Consider the following 17,434-nt stretch of genomic DNA (forward strand, 5'->3'; position numbering starts at 1 on the left):
GATCGAGGCGAGGAGCCGCTCCGCCCCTGCCCCTCAGCCTTCGGGCAGGCCGAGCATCAGGCGGATGTTCTGCACCGCAGCGCCCGAAGCGCCCTTGCCGAGATTGTCGAGCCGCGCGACCAGCACCGCCTGGCCAAGGTCGTCCTGGCCGAAGACCCTGAGTTCCAGCTTATTGGTGTCGTTCAGCGCCTCGGGCTCGATCTTGCCGCCCGATCCCTCCTGCGAGATCACGCTGACATAGCTCGAGCCTGCATAGCGCTCGGCCAATGTGTGATGGAGATCGGCCACGCTCGGCCGGCCGTGCAGCGTATCGAGATGCAGCGGCACGGAAACCAGCATGCCCTGCCGGAAATTGCCCACCGACGGCACGAAGATCGGCCGCCGGGTGAGCTTGGCATAGGCTTGCAGCTCGGGCAGGTGCTTGTGGCGCAGACCGAGGCCGTAGAGTTCGAAAGCCGGAGCGACGCCGGTCTCGAAATCCTCGATCATCGACTTGCCGCCGCCGGAATAGCCCGAAACGGCATTCACCGTGACGGGATAGTCTTGCGGGATCATCCCGGCATCGACAAGCGGACGCAGCAGCGCGATCGCACCGGTCGGATAGCACCCCGGATTGGCGACGCGATTGGCGTTGGCGATCTTCTCGGCATGGCCCGGCTCCAGCTCGGCAAAGCCGTAGACCCAGCCCGGCGCGATGCGGTGCGCCGTAGCGGCATCGACGATCTTGGGGGCATCCGCGCCCAGCTCATCAGCCAGCGCGACCGATTCCTTCGCGGCCTCGTCGGGCAGGCAGAGCACGACGAGATCGACCGCCGCCATCATGTCCTTGCGCGCGGCCGGATCCTTGCGCTTGTCCGGGTCGATGCTCCTCACCGCCACTTCCGGTACAGCCGCGAGGCGATCGCGGATGCCGAGCCCGGTGGTGCCGGCCTCGCCGTCGATGAAGATGGTTTTCAGGTTCTGGCTCATCAGGACCCCCGGTGGCTGGGCAGGCGAGTTGGCTAAAGGCATAAAAAAACCGCGCTCGGTGGCGCGGTCGCGGGCGTTCGGGCTTCAGCCGAGCGTCATCGCGGGCGCGCCGGAGCGGCCTGATACGGGCGACGTCGAATGAAGCTCATCTTCATGCATCCGTATATGTTCGCGGATCGGCAGGGTGTCAATCATCCTTGCGCCCGTGGCCTCGATCGCAGGCGTGGTGTGGCGCGAAAACCAAGCTGCCGGAGTCGCTTGTCACGTGCTCCTCACAAGCCGATCCAACCGCCCTTCTTCATCGCCAGCGCCTGGATGTGATGCTGGGCTATCGTCGAGGCCGCGATCGCGGTGATGTCGGCGTGATCATAGGGCGGCGAAACCTCGACGATATCCATGCCCCGGATATCGAGATTGCGGATCGCCCAGAGCATGCGCAGCGCCTGGTCGGCCGAGAACCCGCCCGAGACCGGCGTGCCGGTGCCGGGGGCGAAGGCTGGATCGAGCGCATCGATGTCGAAGGTGAGGTAGGCAGCGCCCTCCCCGACGCGGCCCCGGATTCGCTCCGCCACTGCCTCGACGCCGAGCGCCTGCGCCTCATAGGCATCGACGATGGCAATGCCGCAGTCGCGGGGCGCCGCCGTACGAATGCCGACCTGGATCGAGCGCTCGACATCGATCAGCCCCTCCCGCACGGCCTCCAATACGAAGCTGCCATGCCCGATCCCGCCCGGGCCGTCGTCCCAGGTATCCTGATGCGCGTCGAACTGGATCAGCGCCAGCTTGCCATGACGCGCGACATGGGCGCGCAGCAGCGGCAAGGTGATGAAGTGGTCGCCGCCCAGCGTGACGAGATGGGCACCGGTCGCGAGAATGCCGGCGGCCTCCCGCTCGATCGCCTGCGCCGAGCCCGGCAGATCGCCGCGAGGCAGAGCGCAGTCGCCATAATCCATCGCCGCGAGGCGGGCGAAAGGGTCGATGCGCGAAGGGTATTGCGGATCGCCGTCGAAGATCGCGCTGGCACGGCGGATCGCCTGCGGTCCGAAGCGGGTCCCGGGCCGATTGGTCACGGAGAGATCGAAGGGCACGCCCCAGACCACGAGATCGCAGCCGGCGACGGCCTTGCCATAGGGCCGGCGCATGAAGGAGAGCGCCCCGGCATAGGTCGGATCGGCCGCGCCGCCACGGCGCTCGCCGGTGAAGGCGTGGTCGATCGGCGGCTTACCGGTTGTTTCACTCACGGCAGAGCTCTCATGAAGGGGCCGTACCGCTCAGCGGCGGGCCGTAAACCAGACATAGAGGCACCAGGGCAGGATCAGCGCGAGGCCGCTGAGCACGAGTCGCAGCATTGTCCAGGCATTCGGATAGCTGAGGGCGCGGCCATCCAGTTCCGGCACGCTCTGGATCGCGCCCAATGCGATGGCGGGAGCGAGGAAGATCACCAGCGCCCGACCGATGCGGCGATCGCGCGGCAGGTCTTCCCGCGCCAGCATCATCAGAGCCGGGACCGCGATCATGCCAAAGGCGATCAGGATGAACAGAATGCGCATGCGCTCTAGCTACATCAGCGACGCCGCAGGCGCGAGAGGCGGCCTTGCGTCCGAACGATCCCGGAAGCAACGAAAAAGGGCGGCTCGCGAGAGCCGCCCTTCCACATCCCGGACGAGCCGGAAACGATCAGCGCTTCGAGAACTGGAAGCTGCGGCGGGCCTTGGCCTTACCGAACTTCTTACGCTCGACGACACGCGAGTCGCGGGTCAGGAAGCCTTCCTTCTTGAGCGGGCCGCGGAGCTCCGGCTCATAGTGGGTCAGCGCCTTGGAGATGCCGTGGCGCACCGCGCCGGCCTGGCCGGAAAGACCGCCGCCCTTGACCGAGACGATGACGTCATACTGCGTCATGCGGTCGACGAGCTGCAGCGGCTGCGCCAGGACGAGGCGCAGAACCGGACGGGCGAAATAGATCTCCTGATCGCGGCCATTGACCGTGACCTTGCCGGAGCCGGGCTTGATCCAGACGCGAGCGATCGCGTTCTTGCGCTTGCCGGTGGCATAGGCGCGGCCCTGGGCATCGACCTTCTTGACGTGGACCGGAGCTTCCGGCTGCGCGGGCTTGGCGATGTCGCCAAGCTGGGAGAGCGACTGAAGAACTTCGGCCATGGTCAGACCCTCTTGTTCTTGCTGTTGAGGGCGGCGACGTCGAGCGCCTCCGGCGACTGGGCCGCGTGCGGATGCTCCGCGCCCTTGTAGACGCGCAGATTGCCGAGGATCTGGCGGAAGAGCGGGCCGCGCGGCAGCATGCGCTCGACGGCCTTCTCGACCACGCGCTCAGGGAAGCGGCCTTCCAGGATGAACTTGGCCGAACGCTCCTTGATACCACCCGGGAACCCGGTGTGGTGGTAATAGTTCTTCTGCTCGCGCTTGCGGCCGGTGAAGGAGACCTTCTCGGCGTTGATCACGATGACATTGTCGCCGCAGTCGACATGCGGGGTGTAGGCGGCCTTGTGCTTGCCGCGCAGGCGCATCGCCACCAGGGAGGCGAGACGGCCGACGACGAGCCCGGAGGCGTCGATCACAACCCACTTCTTTTCGACATCGGCGGGCTTGAGCGAGACGGTGGTCTTCATCGCGGCACCCTTCGGTTGCGTAAGAAAAGGACAAGCCGCCGGGAGGCCCAGCGGCGGTGTGGCGTGGCAATAGGAGGAAGAAAGTCGGCTGTCAAGCATTCAGAACAGCACGAGAAAGCAGAAAGCGTCGATTTTTCAATTACCTGAGAAAAGAGGTATCCAGATACCGTACGATCTTTTCCGCCTCGTCTCGACGTGGATGGCAGCAAGGCCAGCACGCCGATGTCACCGCTCCGCTGGAATCGAATAAGTCCCGGTCGCATGGCAGACCATCTCGGCCTCGCCCTGCGAATAGAGGCAGACCTCGCCGACAGCGAGGCGCCTGCCGAGCTTCATCAGCTTCGCCTCACCGATCAAAGCCGCCTGCCCCGGCTTGCGCAGGAAGTTGAAGCTCAAGCTCGTCGTCACAGCGAGCGCCACGGGACCGATCTGGGCGAGGACCGCGGCATAGAGCGCAAGATCGGCCAGCGCCATCATGGTCGGTCCCGAGATCGTACCGCCGGGCCGCAGATGGCGCTCGTGATAATCGCAGCGCATGCGGGCCGTCATCGGCCCGACCTCCTCGACGAAATAGGTGCGCCCGCCATAGTGGAGCTGCGGGAAGACCTCGTCGAGATAGGCTTCGATCTCGGAGGCGGTCATGCGGGTCGTCATGCGGAAAACCACAGGCTGAAGAGGCTCTTATCCCCTTGCAGCATGGCCGGCCGGCTCCGACAATAGGCGCAAATGCCGAAAGGGGACGCCATGAACGCCCATCACAAGCCGGATGCCGCGCCCGTGCTGCTGCGCGAGGACGCCGACGGCATCGCTGTACTGACGCTGAACCGGCCACAATCGCGCAACCCGCTGAGCGAGGCGATGCTGGCGGCGCTCGGCGACGCCTTCCGCGCCATCGCCATCGACCGCTCGGTCAAGATCGTCATTCTGGCAGCGGCCGGGCCGGTATTCAGCGCCGGGCATGATCTCAAGGAGATGACCGCGCATCGCGCCGATCCTGATCGAGGCCGGGCCTATTTCACTGAAATCCTGGGTCGCTGCTCGGCGACGATGCAGCAGATCACCGCCCTGCCCCAACCGGTGATCGCCGCCGTCGAAGGCACGGCGACGGCAGCCGGCTGCCAGCTGGTGGCGAGTTGCGACCTCGCGGTGGCGGGCGACGGCGCACGCTTCTGCACGCCGGGCGTGCATATCGGCCTGTTCTGCTCCACGCCGATGGTGGCGCTCTCGCGCAACCTCTCGGCCAAGCATGCGATGGAGATGCTGCTGCTCGGCGAGATGGTGCCGGCGACGGAGGCGGCCCGCATCGGCCTCGTCAACCGCGTCGTGCCTGCCGGCGAAGCACTGGCCGAGGCGAAACGGCTCGCAACCACGATCGCCTCGAAGTCGCCGGCGACCGTCAAGATCGGGAAGCGCGCTTTCTACGAACAGCGCGAGATGGGGCTGAAGGCGGCCTATGACCACGCCTCGGCCGTGATGGTCGAGAACATGCTCGCGCGAGATGCCGAAGAGGGGATCGGCGCCTTCATGGAGAAGCGGCAGCCCATATGGGAGGGATGATCCCGCTCTTGCATTCGAGATGACGCGGCCTCCCCTCCATCCTATACCCTGCCCCATCGTCCTTTCGCTGAGCCCGGCCTGATGAACCACGACGCCTACCCGGACAGCCTGATCCGCGACATCCTCAAATCCGTGAAGCGGATCGCGCTGGTCGGCGCCTCGGCCAATGAGGCGCGCCCGAGCTGGATCGTGACGAAATACCTGCTCGATCGGGGCTATGATGTCATCCCCGTCAATCCCGGCCTCGCCGGCCAGACGATCCTCGGCAAGACGGTCTATGGCGCACTCAGGGACATCCCCGGCCCGATCGACATGGTCGAGATCTTCCGCAATTCCGAAGCGGCCGGGCCGATCACCGACGAGGCGCTGGCGCTCGCCCCTCTGCCCAAGGTGATCTGGATGCAGCTTTCGGTGCGCAACGACGAGGCCGCAGCGCGGGCCGAGGCAAAGGGCGTCACCGTCATCATGAACCGCTGCCCGAAGATCGAATACGGCCGGCTCTCCGGCGAGATCGGCTGGCAGGGCATCAATTCGCGGATCCTGTCGTCGAAGAAACCGGTGCTCGCCGGCAAGGGCTTTCAGAAGCTGACGATCAACCGGCCGGGAACGTAAAGGACGGCCCGCGGAAACGTCGGGTCCTCCCGGACAAGCGGCGTAAACCACGTCGCTTCGGGATGACCGCACGCAAAATGGTTCCGGGAGGGTGCCCATGCGTGAGTTCAGCACCACCTGCTGCATCGCGGGCGGTGGCCCTGCGGGGATGATGCTCGGCTTCCTGCTGGCGCGGGCCGGCGTCGATGTCACCGTGCTGGAGAAGCATGCCGACTTCCTGCGCGACTTCCGGGGCGACACGATCCACCCTTCGACCCTGCAGCTCATGCAGGAGCTCGGCCTGCTCGACGATTTCCTGAAGCTGCCGCACACCAAGGAGCGCAGCATCGTCGCTCGTTTCGGCGACAAGGACGTACCCATCGCGGATTTCAGCCATCTGCCAGTGGCCGCGCCCTACATCGCCTTCATGCCGCAATGGGATTTCCTCGACTTCCTGGCCGATCGCGGGCGGGAGCTGCCGCATTTCAAGCTCCTGATGCAAACGAAGGCGACCGGGCTGATCCGATCGAGCGGCAGGGTCGCCGCCGTTACCGCCGAGACGGCCGAGGGCGAGACGACGATCTGGGCCGATCTCATCGTCGCGGCGGATGGGCGCCATTCCGACCTGCGCCAGGCAGGTGGCTTCATAGTCCACGAGATCGGTGCGCCGATGGATGTGCTCTGGTTTCGACTGCCCCGGCGCGAGAGCGACGCGGCGCAGACCTTCGGCCAGGTCGAGCGTGGACGCTTCGCCGTGATGCTGAATCGCGGCGACTATTGGCAATGCGCTTATGTCATCCCGAAAGGTACGCTGGAGAAACTCCACGCTGCCGGGCTCGATGCCTTCAGGACGGGGCTCGCCGAACTGCTGCCGGTGGTGGCCGACCGCGTCGGTGAAATTCACGGCTGGGACGATCTCAAGCTGCTCTCGGTCGCGGTCGACCGGCTCGAACGCTGGTGGCAGCCGGGCCTGCTCTGCATCGGCGACGCTGCCCATGCGATGTCGCCGATCGGCGGCGTCGGCGTGAACCTCGCCATCCAGGATGCGGTCGCCGCGGCCAATCGGCTGGCCCAGCCCCTGCGCGGCAAACGGCTGACGACTGGCGACCTCGCCGCGGTGCAGGAGCGCCGGGCCTTTCCCACCAGAGCGACGCAAGGCCTGCAGGTCGCGATCCAGAACCGCGTCATTACCCCGATCCTGGCGGGGGGCGGCCCGGTGAAGCCACCTTTCCTGCTCTCGCTGCTGCGCTGGTTTCCGCCCCTGCGGCGCATTCCCGCCCGGCTGGTCGGAATGGGCTTCCGGCCTGAGCATATCGGTCCGCAACTCAACCCGCGCTTGAATTGACGCTACGAGGAGCGTTCGTTAAACCGAACAGAGCATTCGCACATCAGATCATTCGAGGGAGCACGCCATGACCGACCGGATGCCCGGCTTCAGCACACTCGCGATCCATGCCGGGGCGGCCCCCGATGCGGCGACGGGCGCACGCGCCACGCCGATCTACCAGACGACCTCCTTCGTCTTCGACGACGTCGACCATGCCGCCTCGCTGTTCGGCCTGCAGGCCTTCGGCAACATCTACACCCGCATCGGCAACCCGACCAACGCGGTGCTGGAGGAGCGCGTCGCGGCGCTGGAGGGCGGCACGGCCGCGCTCGCCGTCGCCTCCGGCCATGCGGCCGAATTCCTGAGCTTCCACGCGCTGCTGCAGCCGGGCGACGAGTTCGTCGCCGCGCGCAAGCTCTATGGCGGCTCGATCAACCAGTTCAACCATTCCTACAAGAGCTTCGGCTGGAACGTGATCTGGGCCGATCCGGACGATGTCGAGAGCTTCGCCAAGGCCGTGACACCGAAGACCAAGGCGATCTTCATCGAATCCGTCGCCAATCCGGGCGGCGTCATCGTCGACATCGCCGCGATCAGCGCCATCGCCAAGAAGCACAACATCCCGCTCATCGTCGACAACACGATGGCGACGCCCTATTTGCTGCGCCCCTTCGAGCATGGTGCCGACATCGTCGTGCATTCGGCCACCAAATTCCTCGGCGGCCACGGCAATTCGATCGGCGGGCTGATCGTCGACGGCGGCACGTTCAACTGGGTCGGCGACGAGCGCTATCCGATGCTCTCCAAGCCGCGACCGGAATATAACGGCATGGTGCTGGGCGAGACCTTCGGCAACTTCGCCTTCGCCATCGCGACGCGCGTGCTCGGCCTGCGCGACCTCGGGCCGGCGCTCTCGCCCTTCAACGCCTTCATGCTGCTGACCGGCATCGAGACCCTGCCGCTGCGCATGCAGAGGCACTGCGATTCAACGCAGAAGGTCGCAGAGCACCTCGCCAAGCACCCCGCAGTGGAATGGGTGAGCTATCCCGGCCTGCCGGGCGACAAGTATCATGAGCTCGCCAAGCGCTATGTGCCGAAGGGTGCAGGTGCGGTCTTCACCTTCGGGCTCAAGGGCGGCTATGACGCCGGCGTCAAGTTGGTCTCCAACCTCAAGCTATTCTCGCATCTCGCCAATATCGGCGACACGCGCTCGCTGGTGATCCACCCGGCCTCCACTACCCACCGCCAGCTCAATGACGAGCAGAAGAGGCAGGCCGGCGCGGGCCCCGAGGTCGTGCGGCTCTCGATCGGGCTCGAGGATGTCGAGGATCTGATCGCCGATCTGGATCAGGCGCTGGCCTGATCCTTCGCAAGCTCCGTCCGAATGAGGGCCGCCGTCTCCTCCTGCTCCGCAGCAGGCAGGCGCGGCGGCTGGCGATAGGTCACCACCTCCTCCGCGATATAGCGGCGCGAGGTGACATCGTCCGAACTCACCATTGGGATCAGATGCGCGTGCGCATGGGCAAAGTCGTTGCCTGTGAACATGAAGGCGACGCGGCCGACCCCGTAGATCGCCTTGAGCACCTTCGCGACGCGCTGGCCGAGCTGGATGACTTCCGCGGCCAACTCCGGCGACAGGTCGTCGAAATAGGCGTGGTGCACCTTCGGCACGATCAGGACATGTCCCGGCCTGACCGGGGCGATGTCGAGGAAAGCGACCATGTTCTCGCTCTCGGCGACGCGGTAGGACGGGATATCTCCCGCCGTTATCCTGCAGAACAGGCAGGCATCAGACGACATCGCTGCGCCTCGCCGTCGTGCGCGTGACATGGACGACCGCCATCGCGAGCACCGCGAAGGCCAGCGCCTGATGTGCGAGACCGGCCCAGAGCGGCACGACCAGCAGCAGCGTGGCGATGCCGAGCACGGCCTGCGTCGTCACGATGCCGGCGATGGCCGTCGCGCGCCTGGTCGCGCTGGCCTGCAGCGCCGAACGCTTCAACCTCCAGAGCTGCCAAAGCGCGGCAGCGAGCAGGACATAGGCGCCAAGCCGGTGGTTGAACTGCACCAGCGCGACATTGTCGACGAAGTTTTCCCAGAATGGCTGCTGCGCGAAAAGCAGCGAACCCGGAGGAACTACTGCCCCATCCATCAAGGGCCAAGTGTTGAAGGTGAAGCCCGCTTTCGAGCCGGCAACGAGTCCGCCGAGGGCGATCTGGACGAAGGTCAGCACCAGCAGCAGCCAGGCCATGGCCGGGCTTCCGGCGGTCTCGGGACGGCGCAGCGGCGTCAGCCAGGTCGCGAAGGCAACGACGGAGGCGAAGAACAAGCCGGCGAAGGTCAGGTGCAGCGTCAGCTTTACCGGCGCGACGGCGACCATGCCGGGCTCGAGGCCCGAAGCCACCATGATCCAGCCGATCGCCCCCTGCAGGCCGAGGAGAAGCCCCATCCCGAACAGGGTGGCGATCTGGCGGCCCGGCAGCAGTCGACGCAGGGCCACGACAAGGAAACCAGCGAGGAAGACAAGCCCGATGAAGCGGCCGAGCTGGCGATGGCCCCACTCCCACCAATAGATGAACTGGAATTCGCCGAGACTCATGCCGTTGTTGAGGATCTGGTACTGCGGACTCCCCTGGTATTTGGCGAATTCCTCGGCCCAGGCCGCGGCCGAAAGCGGCGGCATGGCACCGGTGATCGGCTTCCATTCGGTGATCGAGAGGCCTGAGCCGGTGAGCCGCGTCGCACCGCCGACGACGACCATCAGGAAGACGAGGCCCGCCACCGTCCAGAGCCAGCGGCGGATGCCGGCATGGTTCGCGGTCAGGACCGGCGCGCCGGCCGGCTGGTTCAGGGCAATGCTCACGCGGCAGACCTTTGGAAGCGGGGGCGCTTCACAAGCGCGGTCGGCGGTGACATAGCGCGAGGGAAGCAGGTTCTCGTCGCAAAAATGGTGCCCACTTTTGCCGAACATGCTTTAGACCCGTCGCGGCAGCGCGACAATGACCGCATTGCCGCAGCAGCGGCCCAACCAGACGCCATAACCGGCGGCAGAGAGCCCGATGAAACAACGCACGCGCAAGCTGGTCGGAACCGTGCTGATCCTGGTCTTCGTCTGCGTCTACGCGCTCGTCGCGATGGCGCTGGCGCAAGGGCGGATCACCGAGGCGCCGAAGCTCGTGCAGGGAATCGCTTATGTCGCGCTCGGTCTCGCCTGGGTCCTGCCGCTGCTGCCGCTGATCAAGTGGATGGAACGCAAAGACGGAATTTGACCTAACGTCACATCAGCCTATCCTGCGGCCCTGCAACCTGCGCCAAGCAGCCGAAACGGGGCAAGCGAGCGATGGCGGCCGGCACCTACAGGATCAAAGCAGGAGATACGCTCTCCTCCATCGCCCGCTCGATCTATGGCGATGCAAGCGCCTGGCCCGCGATCGCAGCGGCCAACCGTCTTCCAAACCCCGACCTGATCTATGTCGGGACCCAGCTCGTGATACCGCCCCAGGCGACCGGATCGACGCAGCAGGGCCCAGCGAGCCCGCCCGTCAGATCGCCGGGCACACAGGCCACCCAACCGGCACGGCATGTGGCCTACCCGCCCGTCTCCTATGTCCTGGACCGGGATTTGATGGCCGCGACGATCCGCGGCAACGGCATGACGATCAAGGTCAAGCTGGTCGGGACGGTGAAGCTGGAGATCCAGAAACCGCTCCTGGAACTCAACTTCAGCTCGAACAAGGTATCGACGGCCGTCAAATCCGAATACGATTCACGGCTGGTGCGAGCGACCGCCGATGTGAAGGTCAGCTACAGCGCCGTCGCCGGCAAGCTGGACCTCTCCTGCGGCCTCACCACCGCCTCGAAGGTCGGTGGCGAGATCATGCATCTTCAGCAGGCGAAATACGAACCTCCGAACAAGTTCGTCTATCGTTCCACGCCCAGGCCGGTCGAGGGAAAGCTCGGCGACATGCTGTTCCAGGGGACCATAGCCGCGGTGGTCGAAATCACCATGGACGCCCCCCGACCCGAAGCTATGCGGTTTCCGACGCGCCAGGCAGCGTTTGTCATGAGCCCACAAAGCCAACAGGCCTTCCTGGTCGTGGCTGCGGTGCTCCTGATAGCCGCGACCTGCATCAGCGCCCCAATCACACTGGGTGCCGCGGCGACCGCGGGCGTGGCTTCGTTCGTCCTCGTGAACTTCGCCACGGCCAAACGCGACATGGGTTATCTCTGAGGCGCTGCCGCCCAGCGAAGATGGCGTGACGATGCCTCTGATTGTTCGCCGCCGGCCTGTCCCAGGGTTGAGGCGATGCGCCAGGATTGCTCCGCCCGCCCCCGGTTCCTCAGCCAGAACGGCAGGCCGGACAGCAACGCCCGCAACGCCGCCTCATTCTGGTGCAGGCCGTTGAGCGAAACGCGCGGCAGGGCGTGAAGATGGTCGGCATGTTCCGCGACAAGGTGGCCCGGCCGGGTCGTGACCGCGCTTGCGAAGCCCGCCTCCCGCACCAGCGCGAATTCCCGCGCCCCAGCCGAGCCGGGATCGCCGACCGGATAGGCGAAATGTCTGATCGGCAGGCCGAGCTCGGCTTCGAGCCGCGATTGGCTCTCGACGATCTCTCGCCGTGCCGCCTCGATATCGTGCTTCGCCAGCATCGGATGCGTCAGCGTATGGGCACCGATGCTGACGCCCGGCGCGCCCGAAAGCGCGCGCAAGGTTTCCCAGGGCAGGCAGTCGCGCTCGACCAGCGCGACGGGATCGACGCCCGCCTGTCGCGCCAAATCCGAAATCGCTGACAGCAGAATCGCTTCCGGCCCCTTGCGCAGGCGCCAGTAGAGCCTGGAGAAAGCGTGATCCTTTTCGGCATCGGTTTCCGTACGCGCCGTGAAGCGGCCGTCCGGCAAGACCAGATCGAGCCGCGGCAGGGCGCGGATCGCTTCCTCCAGCTCCAGCCACCAGAGCCGGGCGGTGCGGTCGGCGAAGCCGGGCGTGACGAACAGCGTCCAGGGCGCGCCATGCTTGGCCAGAACCGGCCAAGCATGCTCGACATTGTCGCGATAACCGTCGTCGAAGGTCAGCGCGACGAAGAAGCGTCCGCGCTTCGGGCTTTGCAGCCGGGCGATCGCGTCGTCGAGCGAAACCAGGTCATAGCCCTCGGCACGGATCAGGCCGAGTGCGGCGTCGAGGAAATTCGGCGTAAGGTCGAGCAGCGCATTGGGAGCGAAGCCATGCCGTTCCGCGGGGCGGACGTGATGCAGGGTGAGGATCACCCCCCTGCCCTGCGCGAAGCCCCTGCTCCAGCGGTCGGCGCCGGTCGCCGCCATAATCCTGAATGCGGCCGCGATGGCCCTGTGACGCCCGTTCATCGTCTATCCGTGCAACCGCCCGCTAACGCTATCGCGCGATCATGCCGCCAGCCAGGCGATCTTGACCGATCCGTTCACAATGCCGGGTTAAGGAGGAGCCGTCCTGTCCCGCTCGCGAGGCGAAGGCGCATGTCGGCCTCTCCACCCATCCCGTTGCACCGGCCCGCCGGCGAGACCAGCTATGTCGGCATGGCGCGCCGCTGGGCCTCGATCGCGATCGAGACGGACATCGCCGCGATCGAGGCCGAATGGCGCGCCTTCGAGGCGCAGGCACTGGTCACGCCCTATCAGGCCTATGGCTGGGTCCGCCCCTTCGTCGAAACGGTCGGCGCCACGCAGGGCATGGTGTTCCGCTACGCGCTGCTGCGGGATGGTGAAGGCATGCTCTGCGCGTTGCTGCCACTGGTCATTACCCGGCGCAGCGGGATTCGCTTCGCCGAGATCATCGGCGGCAAGCACGCCAACTACCATATGGGTCTCTATGCACCGGACTTCGCCGCCGGGCTCGATGCCGACGCGGCCGCGCTGATGCTCGCCGAGGTCGGACGAGCCATCGGTGGACTCGATGCGCTGATCTTCGTGAACCAGCCAACACAATGGCAGGGTGTCGCCAACCCCGCAGCCCTGCTCGCGGCTGGTCCGAGCCCGAGCCGCGCCTACAAGCTGGCGCTGATCGCAGGAGACGGCGAGGCGACGCTGAAGCGCTCCATGAGCAGCCACGCCCGCAAGAAGCTCAAGAACAAGCGCAGCCGCTTCGCCGATTTCGGACCGTCCACTCTGGTGCGTGCCCGCACGCCGGCCGAGATCGCGCGTGCGGTCGGTGCCTTCCTGGCGCAGAAGGCGGCGCGCTTCCGCGAGATGGGGGTGCCCGACCCCTTCGCCGATCCCGCCATGCGGGCTTTCCTTACGAAGGCGGCGGCCGGCGACGGAGCCGAACGACCGGCCATCGAGCTCTACACGCTCGAGCTGGAGGATGCCTGCGTCGCGACCTATGTCGGCGCCGTTCAGGGAGGTCGTTTCTCCGGCATGGCGACCTCCTTCGACATGGCGAGCGAGACCGTCAAGACCAGCCCCGGGGAACTGCTGCTGGCCGATCTGATCCGCCTGAAATGTGACGAGGGCTTCTCGATCTTCGACCTGGGTGTCGGCGAGGCTCGCTACAAGACGAGCTTCTGCGACGATCACGACGACCTCGTCGACAGCTTCCTGTCATTGACCCTGAAGGGGCGGCTGTTCGCCAAGGTCGCGCAGTCGAAGCGAGAGCTGAAGCGGCGCATCAAAAGCTCGCCCGCGGCACTGCGACTGGCGCAACGCGCCTCCGGCTGGCTACGGCGGCGGGGGCCATCTGAAGAATAGCGCCCGCTCACCACGATCATCGGCCTCAGACCTCCGCCGGCACGTCCTGCTGCGGCATGCGCGCCATCGGAGCGGGGCGCTCGGCGTCGAGCACGAGTGAAACCGGCGCCTTGACCAGCTCGCTGAGGCGGTAGGCCGCCTCCAGCGCATGGCCGTTGCCGGGCTGCCCGCTCATCACGAGGCCGCCCTGAGCCCGGCGTGCGACCGGGTCCAGCATCGCGCTGTCGTCGTTGGAGGCGGCCGCGACCAGCACCCAGTCATAGGTCTCGCAAAGAGCTTCGAGCGCGACGTCGATGAGATCGGGGGCTGCGAACACCGCTTCGCGTCCGGCCCGACCGGGGCCGATGCTATGCAGGCGCGAGCCCGCCTCACGCATGATGATGTCGGAGAACAGCGCCTCGCCGGCCAGCAGCTCCGAGAAGCCCGGCTCGCCGTGCTCGTCGTCCCGAGCGAGGTCGACGAGGATGCAGCGGCAGCGCTGTGCCAGCAATTCGGCGAGTTCGCGCGGCCGGGCAGCGCCCTCGCCGCCGCCGTCCAGCACCAGTACGATCGGCGCCAGGCCGCGCGGCGCCTCCTCGGTGCGCTCGGCGAGCGCAGCCAGCGTCTCCTCCGGATGCTCGAGGTCGAGCCTGATCTGACCGAGGCGACCGGCGTGGGTCAGCAGGCCGGCGACGGAATCGCGGCGCGGCGTCTCGGGCGTCGGGCCGTCTGCCCTGGTCTCTTCCTCCTCGCCGACCGAGACCCAACGCGGCCCGCGCGGCGCCTGCGGCAGCGGGCGCGACTGACCGTTCAGCAATTCCCGCGTGACGATCGTCGCCAGCGCGATCAGGAAGGTCGCGAGGGTCGAGACCAGGACGATCGGCAGCTTCTTCGGGAAAGAGGGATCGGTCGGCTCGACGGCGCGCGAGATGATGCGCGCATCGGCCGGCGCACCATTCAAGGTGTCACGCGCGGCGGCCTCGCGATAGCGCTGCATGTACTGCTCGAGCTGCTCGCGCAGGGTGCGGGCGTCGAGTTCCAGCGCACGCAGCTGCACCTCGCTGTCATTGGCCGTGGCGACGTTCTTCTTCTGGCCATCGAGCGCGGCCTGGAAGCTCTCGACCCGCTGGCCGGCGATCTTGGCCTCGTTCTCCAGCGTCCGGACGGTACGCTCCGCAGCGGCACGCAGCTGTCCTTCGAGGTCGGCGAGCTGGGCGTTCAGCTCCTTGATGCGGGGATGGCCAGGCAGGAGGCTGCGCGATTCCGCGGCGATCTGGGCACGCAAGTTGACGCGCTGCTCGATCAGCCTGCGCACCAGCTCGTTGTTGGCGACATCCGGGATCTCGAAGGTGCGACCCTGCTTGATCGCATCGCGGATCAGCCCGGCCTTGGCCTGAGCATCGGCCTGCTGGCTGCGCGCGGCCGAAAGCTGCGTCGAGAGATCGGAGAGCTGCTGCGACGTGATGCTGGTGTTGTTCGGGCCGGCGAAGAGACCGTGCGTGGCGCGGAAGGTCTCGACCTTGGCATCGGCCTCGGCCACGCGTTTGCGCAGGGGTTCGATCGTCGTCGAAAGCCAGGCGGAGGCACTGCGGGCGTTGTCCTGCTTCGCCGCTTCCTGGAATTCGAGATAGGTCTCAGCGATGGTGTTGGCGGCCTTGGCGGCGAGCGCCCGGTCCTGCGAGGTGAACTCGATCGCGACGATGCGCGAGCGCGCCACGGGATAGACCAAGAGCCGGTCGAAATATTTCTCCAGCACCCGCTCTTCCGGCGAGCGATCGGCCGGGTGGCTGCCAAGCCCGATCATCACCGCGACCTTGCGCAGCGCGCCGAGCGCACCCGCACCGGAATCAAATTCAGGATTGCCGACGAGACCGATGCGCTTGATCGCCTCACGCGCCAGATCGCGCGACATGATGACCTGCACCTGGCTCTGCACGGCCTCGGCGTCGAACTGGCCGGAGGTATCCTGCGACGACTGCCCCGGCAGAGCATAGAAGCCGCTGCGGCTTTCGAGGAGCAGGCGCGCCTCGCCCGTGTAACGGGGCGTCACGACATTGACGGCAAGGACCGACAGGCCGAGCGCAGCCAGGGTCGGCACGACGATCCAGGCTTTCCGGCGCTTGATCGCCGCCCAGAGTGCAGCGAGGTCGAGCATGTCGCCACGGCTCTCGCCGCTACCCCGCGCTTCAGTCCCAGCTTCAGCGGTCATGACCCACCCATGTGACGCAGAACTCTCGCATTCCCGGAGGAATGCCGCGTCATTCAAGGCTCGGTAAGGTTATTGTCCGGTAAATGCCGGGCGCCCGGGCGCCAAAAACGTTCATTTTCCTTTCGTAGGGATCGACTCGGCGTGGACCGGCAAAATCGAGACGGGCGGCCTCCGGACATGAAAAAGGCCCGGCTGCCAGGCCGGGCCGCGACGACGGTGAGACTCCTGCTTATTGCTTGGGAGCAGTCTGCGGCATCGAGATGACCTTGCCGTCCGGCATGATGATGTCGCCGGGTTTCTGGCCCGCAGCGCATTCGCCGAGCCGCTTGGCTTCCACCACCAGCTTGCGTTCCACGGGCGTCGGCTGACCGGGCATGCCGGTGAGCTTGGTCGTGCCTTCGGTGCGGACCGAAGTCTGGAAATCGCCGGTGACGACGCTACTGCCGGAGGCCTTGATCGGCCCCATCGCACATTCAGTCTCGACGGCGTAGCCGGTCGCCGTCTTGGTCACCAGCATCTTGGAGCAAGTGCCACCCGCCATGCTGCCGACCAGCGCGCGATCGGTGTCGGGGCCGACGCATTGCTTGGCGACCACCTCGCCCTGCTCGCCGACGGACTTGGATTCCCAAAGGCCGGGCTTGCGCTGAGGCAGTTCCTCCGCGAATGCCGGGCAGGACATCAGGAGCGCGATCGCGGCAAGGGCTGCAGACTTCATTGCTGATCTCCTCGCGGGAATCATTCGAACTGGAGAGCGGAGACAAGGCCAGCGGGGCGGCCATAATAAGGCGTGGCGCACCAGAGCCCTCGCCGCAACACGCCACCGAAAGGCGCAACGGAAGCCTTTGTTAACCATATCGCCCTAAAGCTCTGCGCGAGTTTTCACGGGTAGCCAGTGATGAGTCGACGCCTCGCCTCCCTCGCCTTGGCCGCCGCCATGACGGCGGGCGCATGCGCGCCCCAGTACCAGGCGGCGGACTATGCGATCGCCCAACCTGAGGGCGCCTATCGGCTCGCCAGCGGCGACAAGCTGCGGATCATCGTCTTCGGCCAGGACAACCTGTCGAACATTTACGCCGTGGACGGCTCGGGCCGGATCTCGATGCCGCTCGTCAATACGGTCATGGCTCAGGGCCGCACCACCCAGCAGCTCGCACGCGAGATCGAGGCCAAGCTGCGCGGCGGCTATCTGCGCGAGCCCAAGGTTTCCGTCGAGGTCGACACCTACAGGCCGTTCTTCGTCCTCGGCGAGGTGACGAACTCCGGCCAGTTTCCCTTCGTCAGCGGCATGACGGTGCAGACCGCCGTCGCCATCGCCGGCGGCTTCACGCCGCGCGGCCAGCGCAATTCGGCGGAGATCACGCGCCAGATCGACGGCCAGACCGTCACGGCCTCGGTCCCGATCACCTATCCGGTCCAGCCCGGCGACACCATCGTCATCAAGGAACGCTGGTTCTGACACCG

At 66.4% G+C, this 17,434-nt stretch carries 19 protein-coding genes; 8 read left to right on the forward strand and 11 right to left on the reverse strand.

The genetic code is table 11. The features are described 5' to 3' along the window. Nucleotides 1-33: 33 nt before the first annotated feature. From argC to CE453_RS18840, 6 genes are all read right to left on the reverse strand, one after another. The gene (gene argC / locus CE453_RS18815) at nt 34-969 is read right to left on the reverse strand and encodes an N-acetyl-gamma-glutamyl-phosphate reductase (RefSeq protein WP_248307794.1); all 936 of its coding nucleotides are present in this window, start codon (nt 967-969) and stop codon (nt 34-36) included. A gap of 272 nt (nt 970-1,241) precedes the next feature. Beyond that, entirely contained in the window at nt 1,242-2,210 is a 969-nt protein-coding gene (gene speB, locus CE453_RS18820) for an agmatinase (RefSeq protein WP_472840955.1), read from the reverse strand. Between the two features lie 30 nt (nt 2,211-2,240). Beyond that, complete coding sequence (locus tag CE453_RS18825) at nt 2,241-2,519, reverse strand: hypothetical protein (protein WP_089175963.1); 279 nt, start codon at nt 2,517-2,519, stop codon at nt 2,241-2,243. Nucleotides 2,520-2,646: 127 nt separating this feature from the next. After that, a complete protein-coding gene (gene rpsI, locus CE453_RS18830) occupies nt 2,647-3,126 on the reverse strand; it encodes a 30S ribosomal protein S9 (protein WP_089175964.1) in 480 nt (159 codons plus the stop codon). A 2-nt stretch (nt 3,127-3,128) separates the two neighbouring features. After that, complete coding sequence (gene rplM / locus CE453_RS18835) at nt 3,129-3,593, reverse strand: 50S ribosomal protein L13 (RefSeq protein ID WP_089175965.1); 465 nt, start codon at nt 3,591-3,593, stop codon at nt 3,129-3,131. Between the two features lie 225 nt (nt 3,594-3,818). Then, entirely contained in the window at nt 3,819-4,247 is a 429-nt protein-coding gene (locus CE453_RS18840) for a PaaI family thioesterase (RefSeq protein ID WP_248307795.1), read from the reverse strand. 90 nt (nt 4,248-4,337) lie between these two features. Between CE453_RS18840 and CE453_RS18845 the strand changes: the two genes are divergently transcribed. From CE453_RS18845 to CE453_RS18860, 4 genes are all read left to right on the forward strand, one after another. Beyond that, a complete protein-coding gene (locus tag CE453_RS18845) occupies nt 4,338-5,150 on the forward strand; it encodes an enoyl-CoA hydratase (protein ID WP_089175966.1) in 813 nt (270 codons plus the stop codon). Between the two features lie 81 nt (nt 5,151-5,231). Continuing rightward, nucleotides 5,232-5,762 carry a CoA-binding protein gene (locus CE453_RS18850; RefSeq protein WP_089175967.1) on the forward strand — a complete coding sequence of 177 codons (531 nt, stop codon included), beginning with the start codon at nt 5,232-5,234 and terminating at the stop codon, nt 5,760-5,762. Between the two features lie 97 nt (nt 5,763-5,859). Continuing rightward, nucleotides 5,860-7,086 carry an FAD-dependent oxidoreductase gene (locus CE453_RS18855; RefSeq protein WP_089175968.1) on the forward strand — a complete coding sequence of 409 codons (1,227 nt, stop codon included), beginning with the start codon at nt 5,860-5,862 and terminating at the stop codon, nt 7,084-7,086. 67 nt (nt 7,087-7,153) lie between these two features. Further along, nucleotides 7,154-8,431 (forward strand): O-acetylhomoserine aminocarboxypropyltransferase, encoded by a 1,278-nt coding sequence (locus tag CE453_RS18860; protein ID WP_089175969.1) that lies wholly within the window; start codon nt 7,154-7,156, stop codon nt 8,429-8,431. Here the strand turns inward: CE453_RS18860 and CE453_RS18865 are convergent. Beyond that, nucleotides 8,416-8,868, reverse strand: a complete 453-nt coding sequence (locus CE453_RS18865) for an HIT family protein (RefSeq protein ID WP_089175970.1) — start codon at nt 8,866-8,868, stop codon at nt 8,416-8,418. The genes CE453_RS18860 and CE453_RS18865 overlap by 16 nt on opposite strands. Continuing rightward, entirely contained in the window at nt 8,858-9,931 is a 1,074-nt protein-coding gene (locus CE453_RS18870; protein ID WP_248307796.1) for a COX15/CtaA family protein, read from the reverse strand. Before CE453_RS18870 ends, CE453_RS18865 begins: the two co-directional genes overlap by 11 nt. A gap of 196 nt (nt 9,932-10,127) precedes the next feature. On the opposite strand from CE453_RS18870, the gene CE453_RS18875 reads away from it, so the two are divergent. Next, the gene (locus tag CE453_RS18875) at nt 10,128-10,337 is read left to right on the forward strand and encodes a DUF2842 domain-containing protein (protein WP_089175972.1); all 210 of its coding nucleotides are present in this window, start codon (nt 10,128-10,130) and stop codon (nt 10,335-10,337) included. Nucleotides 10,338-10,408: 71 nt separating this feature from the next. Further along, on the forward strand, nt 10,409-11,299 hold the full coding sequence (locus tag CE453_RS18880; RefSeq protein WP_089175973.1) for a LysM peptidoglycan-binding domain-containing protein: 891 nt from the start codon (nt 10,409-10,411) through the stop codon (nt 11,297-11,299). Here the strand turns inward: CE453_RS18880 and CE453_RS18885 are convergent. Further along, nucleotides 11,290-12,429: a polysaccharide deacetylase family protein gene (locus tag CE453_RS18885; protein ID WP_089175974.1), complete on the reverse strand. Its 1,140-nt coding sequence runs from the start codon at nt 12,427-12,429 to the stop codon at nt 11,290-11,292. The two genes, CE453_RS18880 and CE453_RS18885, sit on opposite strands and share 10 nt — an antisense overlap. 129 nt (nt 12,430-12,558) lie before the next feature. On the opposite strand from CE453_RS18885, the gene CE453_RS18890 reads away from it, so the two are divergent. Then, a complete protein-coding gene (locus CE453_RS18890; RefSeq protein WP_157733097.1) occupies nt 12,559-13,785 on the forward strand; it encodes a GNAT family N-acetyltransferase in 1,227 nt (408 codons plus the stop codon). Nucleotides 13,786-13,810: 25 nt separating this feature from the next. Here the strand turns inward: CE453_RS18890 and CE453_RS18895 are convergent, their stop codons facing one another. Next, complete coding sequence (locus CE453_RS18895) at nt 13,811-15,973, reverse strand: GumC family protein (RefSeq protein ID WP_089175976.1); 2,163 nt, start codon at nt 15,971-15,973, stop codon at nt 13,811-13,813. A 229-nt stretch (nt 15,974-16,202) separates the two neighbouring features. Next, complete coding sequence (locus tag CE453_RS18900; protein WP_089175977.1) at nt 16,203-16,688, reverse strand: DUF3617 domain-containing protein; 486 nt, start codon at nt 16,686-16,688, stop codon at nt 16,203-16,205. Nucleotides 16,689-16,868: 180 nt separating this feature from the next. Here CE453_RS18900 and CE453_RS18905 point away from each other — a divergent pair, with 180 nt between their 5' ends. Next, complete coding sequence (locus tag CE453_RS18905; protein ID WP_089175978.1) at nt 16,869-17,429, forward strand: polysaccharide biosynthesis/export family protein; 561 nt, start codon at nt 16,869-16,871, stop codon at nt 17,427-17,429. Nucleotides 17,430-17,434: the final 5 nt, after the last annotated feature.

Origin of the sequence: Bosea sp. AS-1 (genome assembly GCF_002220095.1) — a bacterium.
Lineage (GTDB): Bacteria > Pseudomonadota > Alphaproteobacteria > Rhizobiales > Beijerinckiaceae > Allobosea.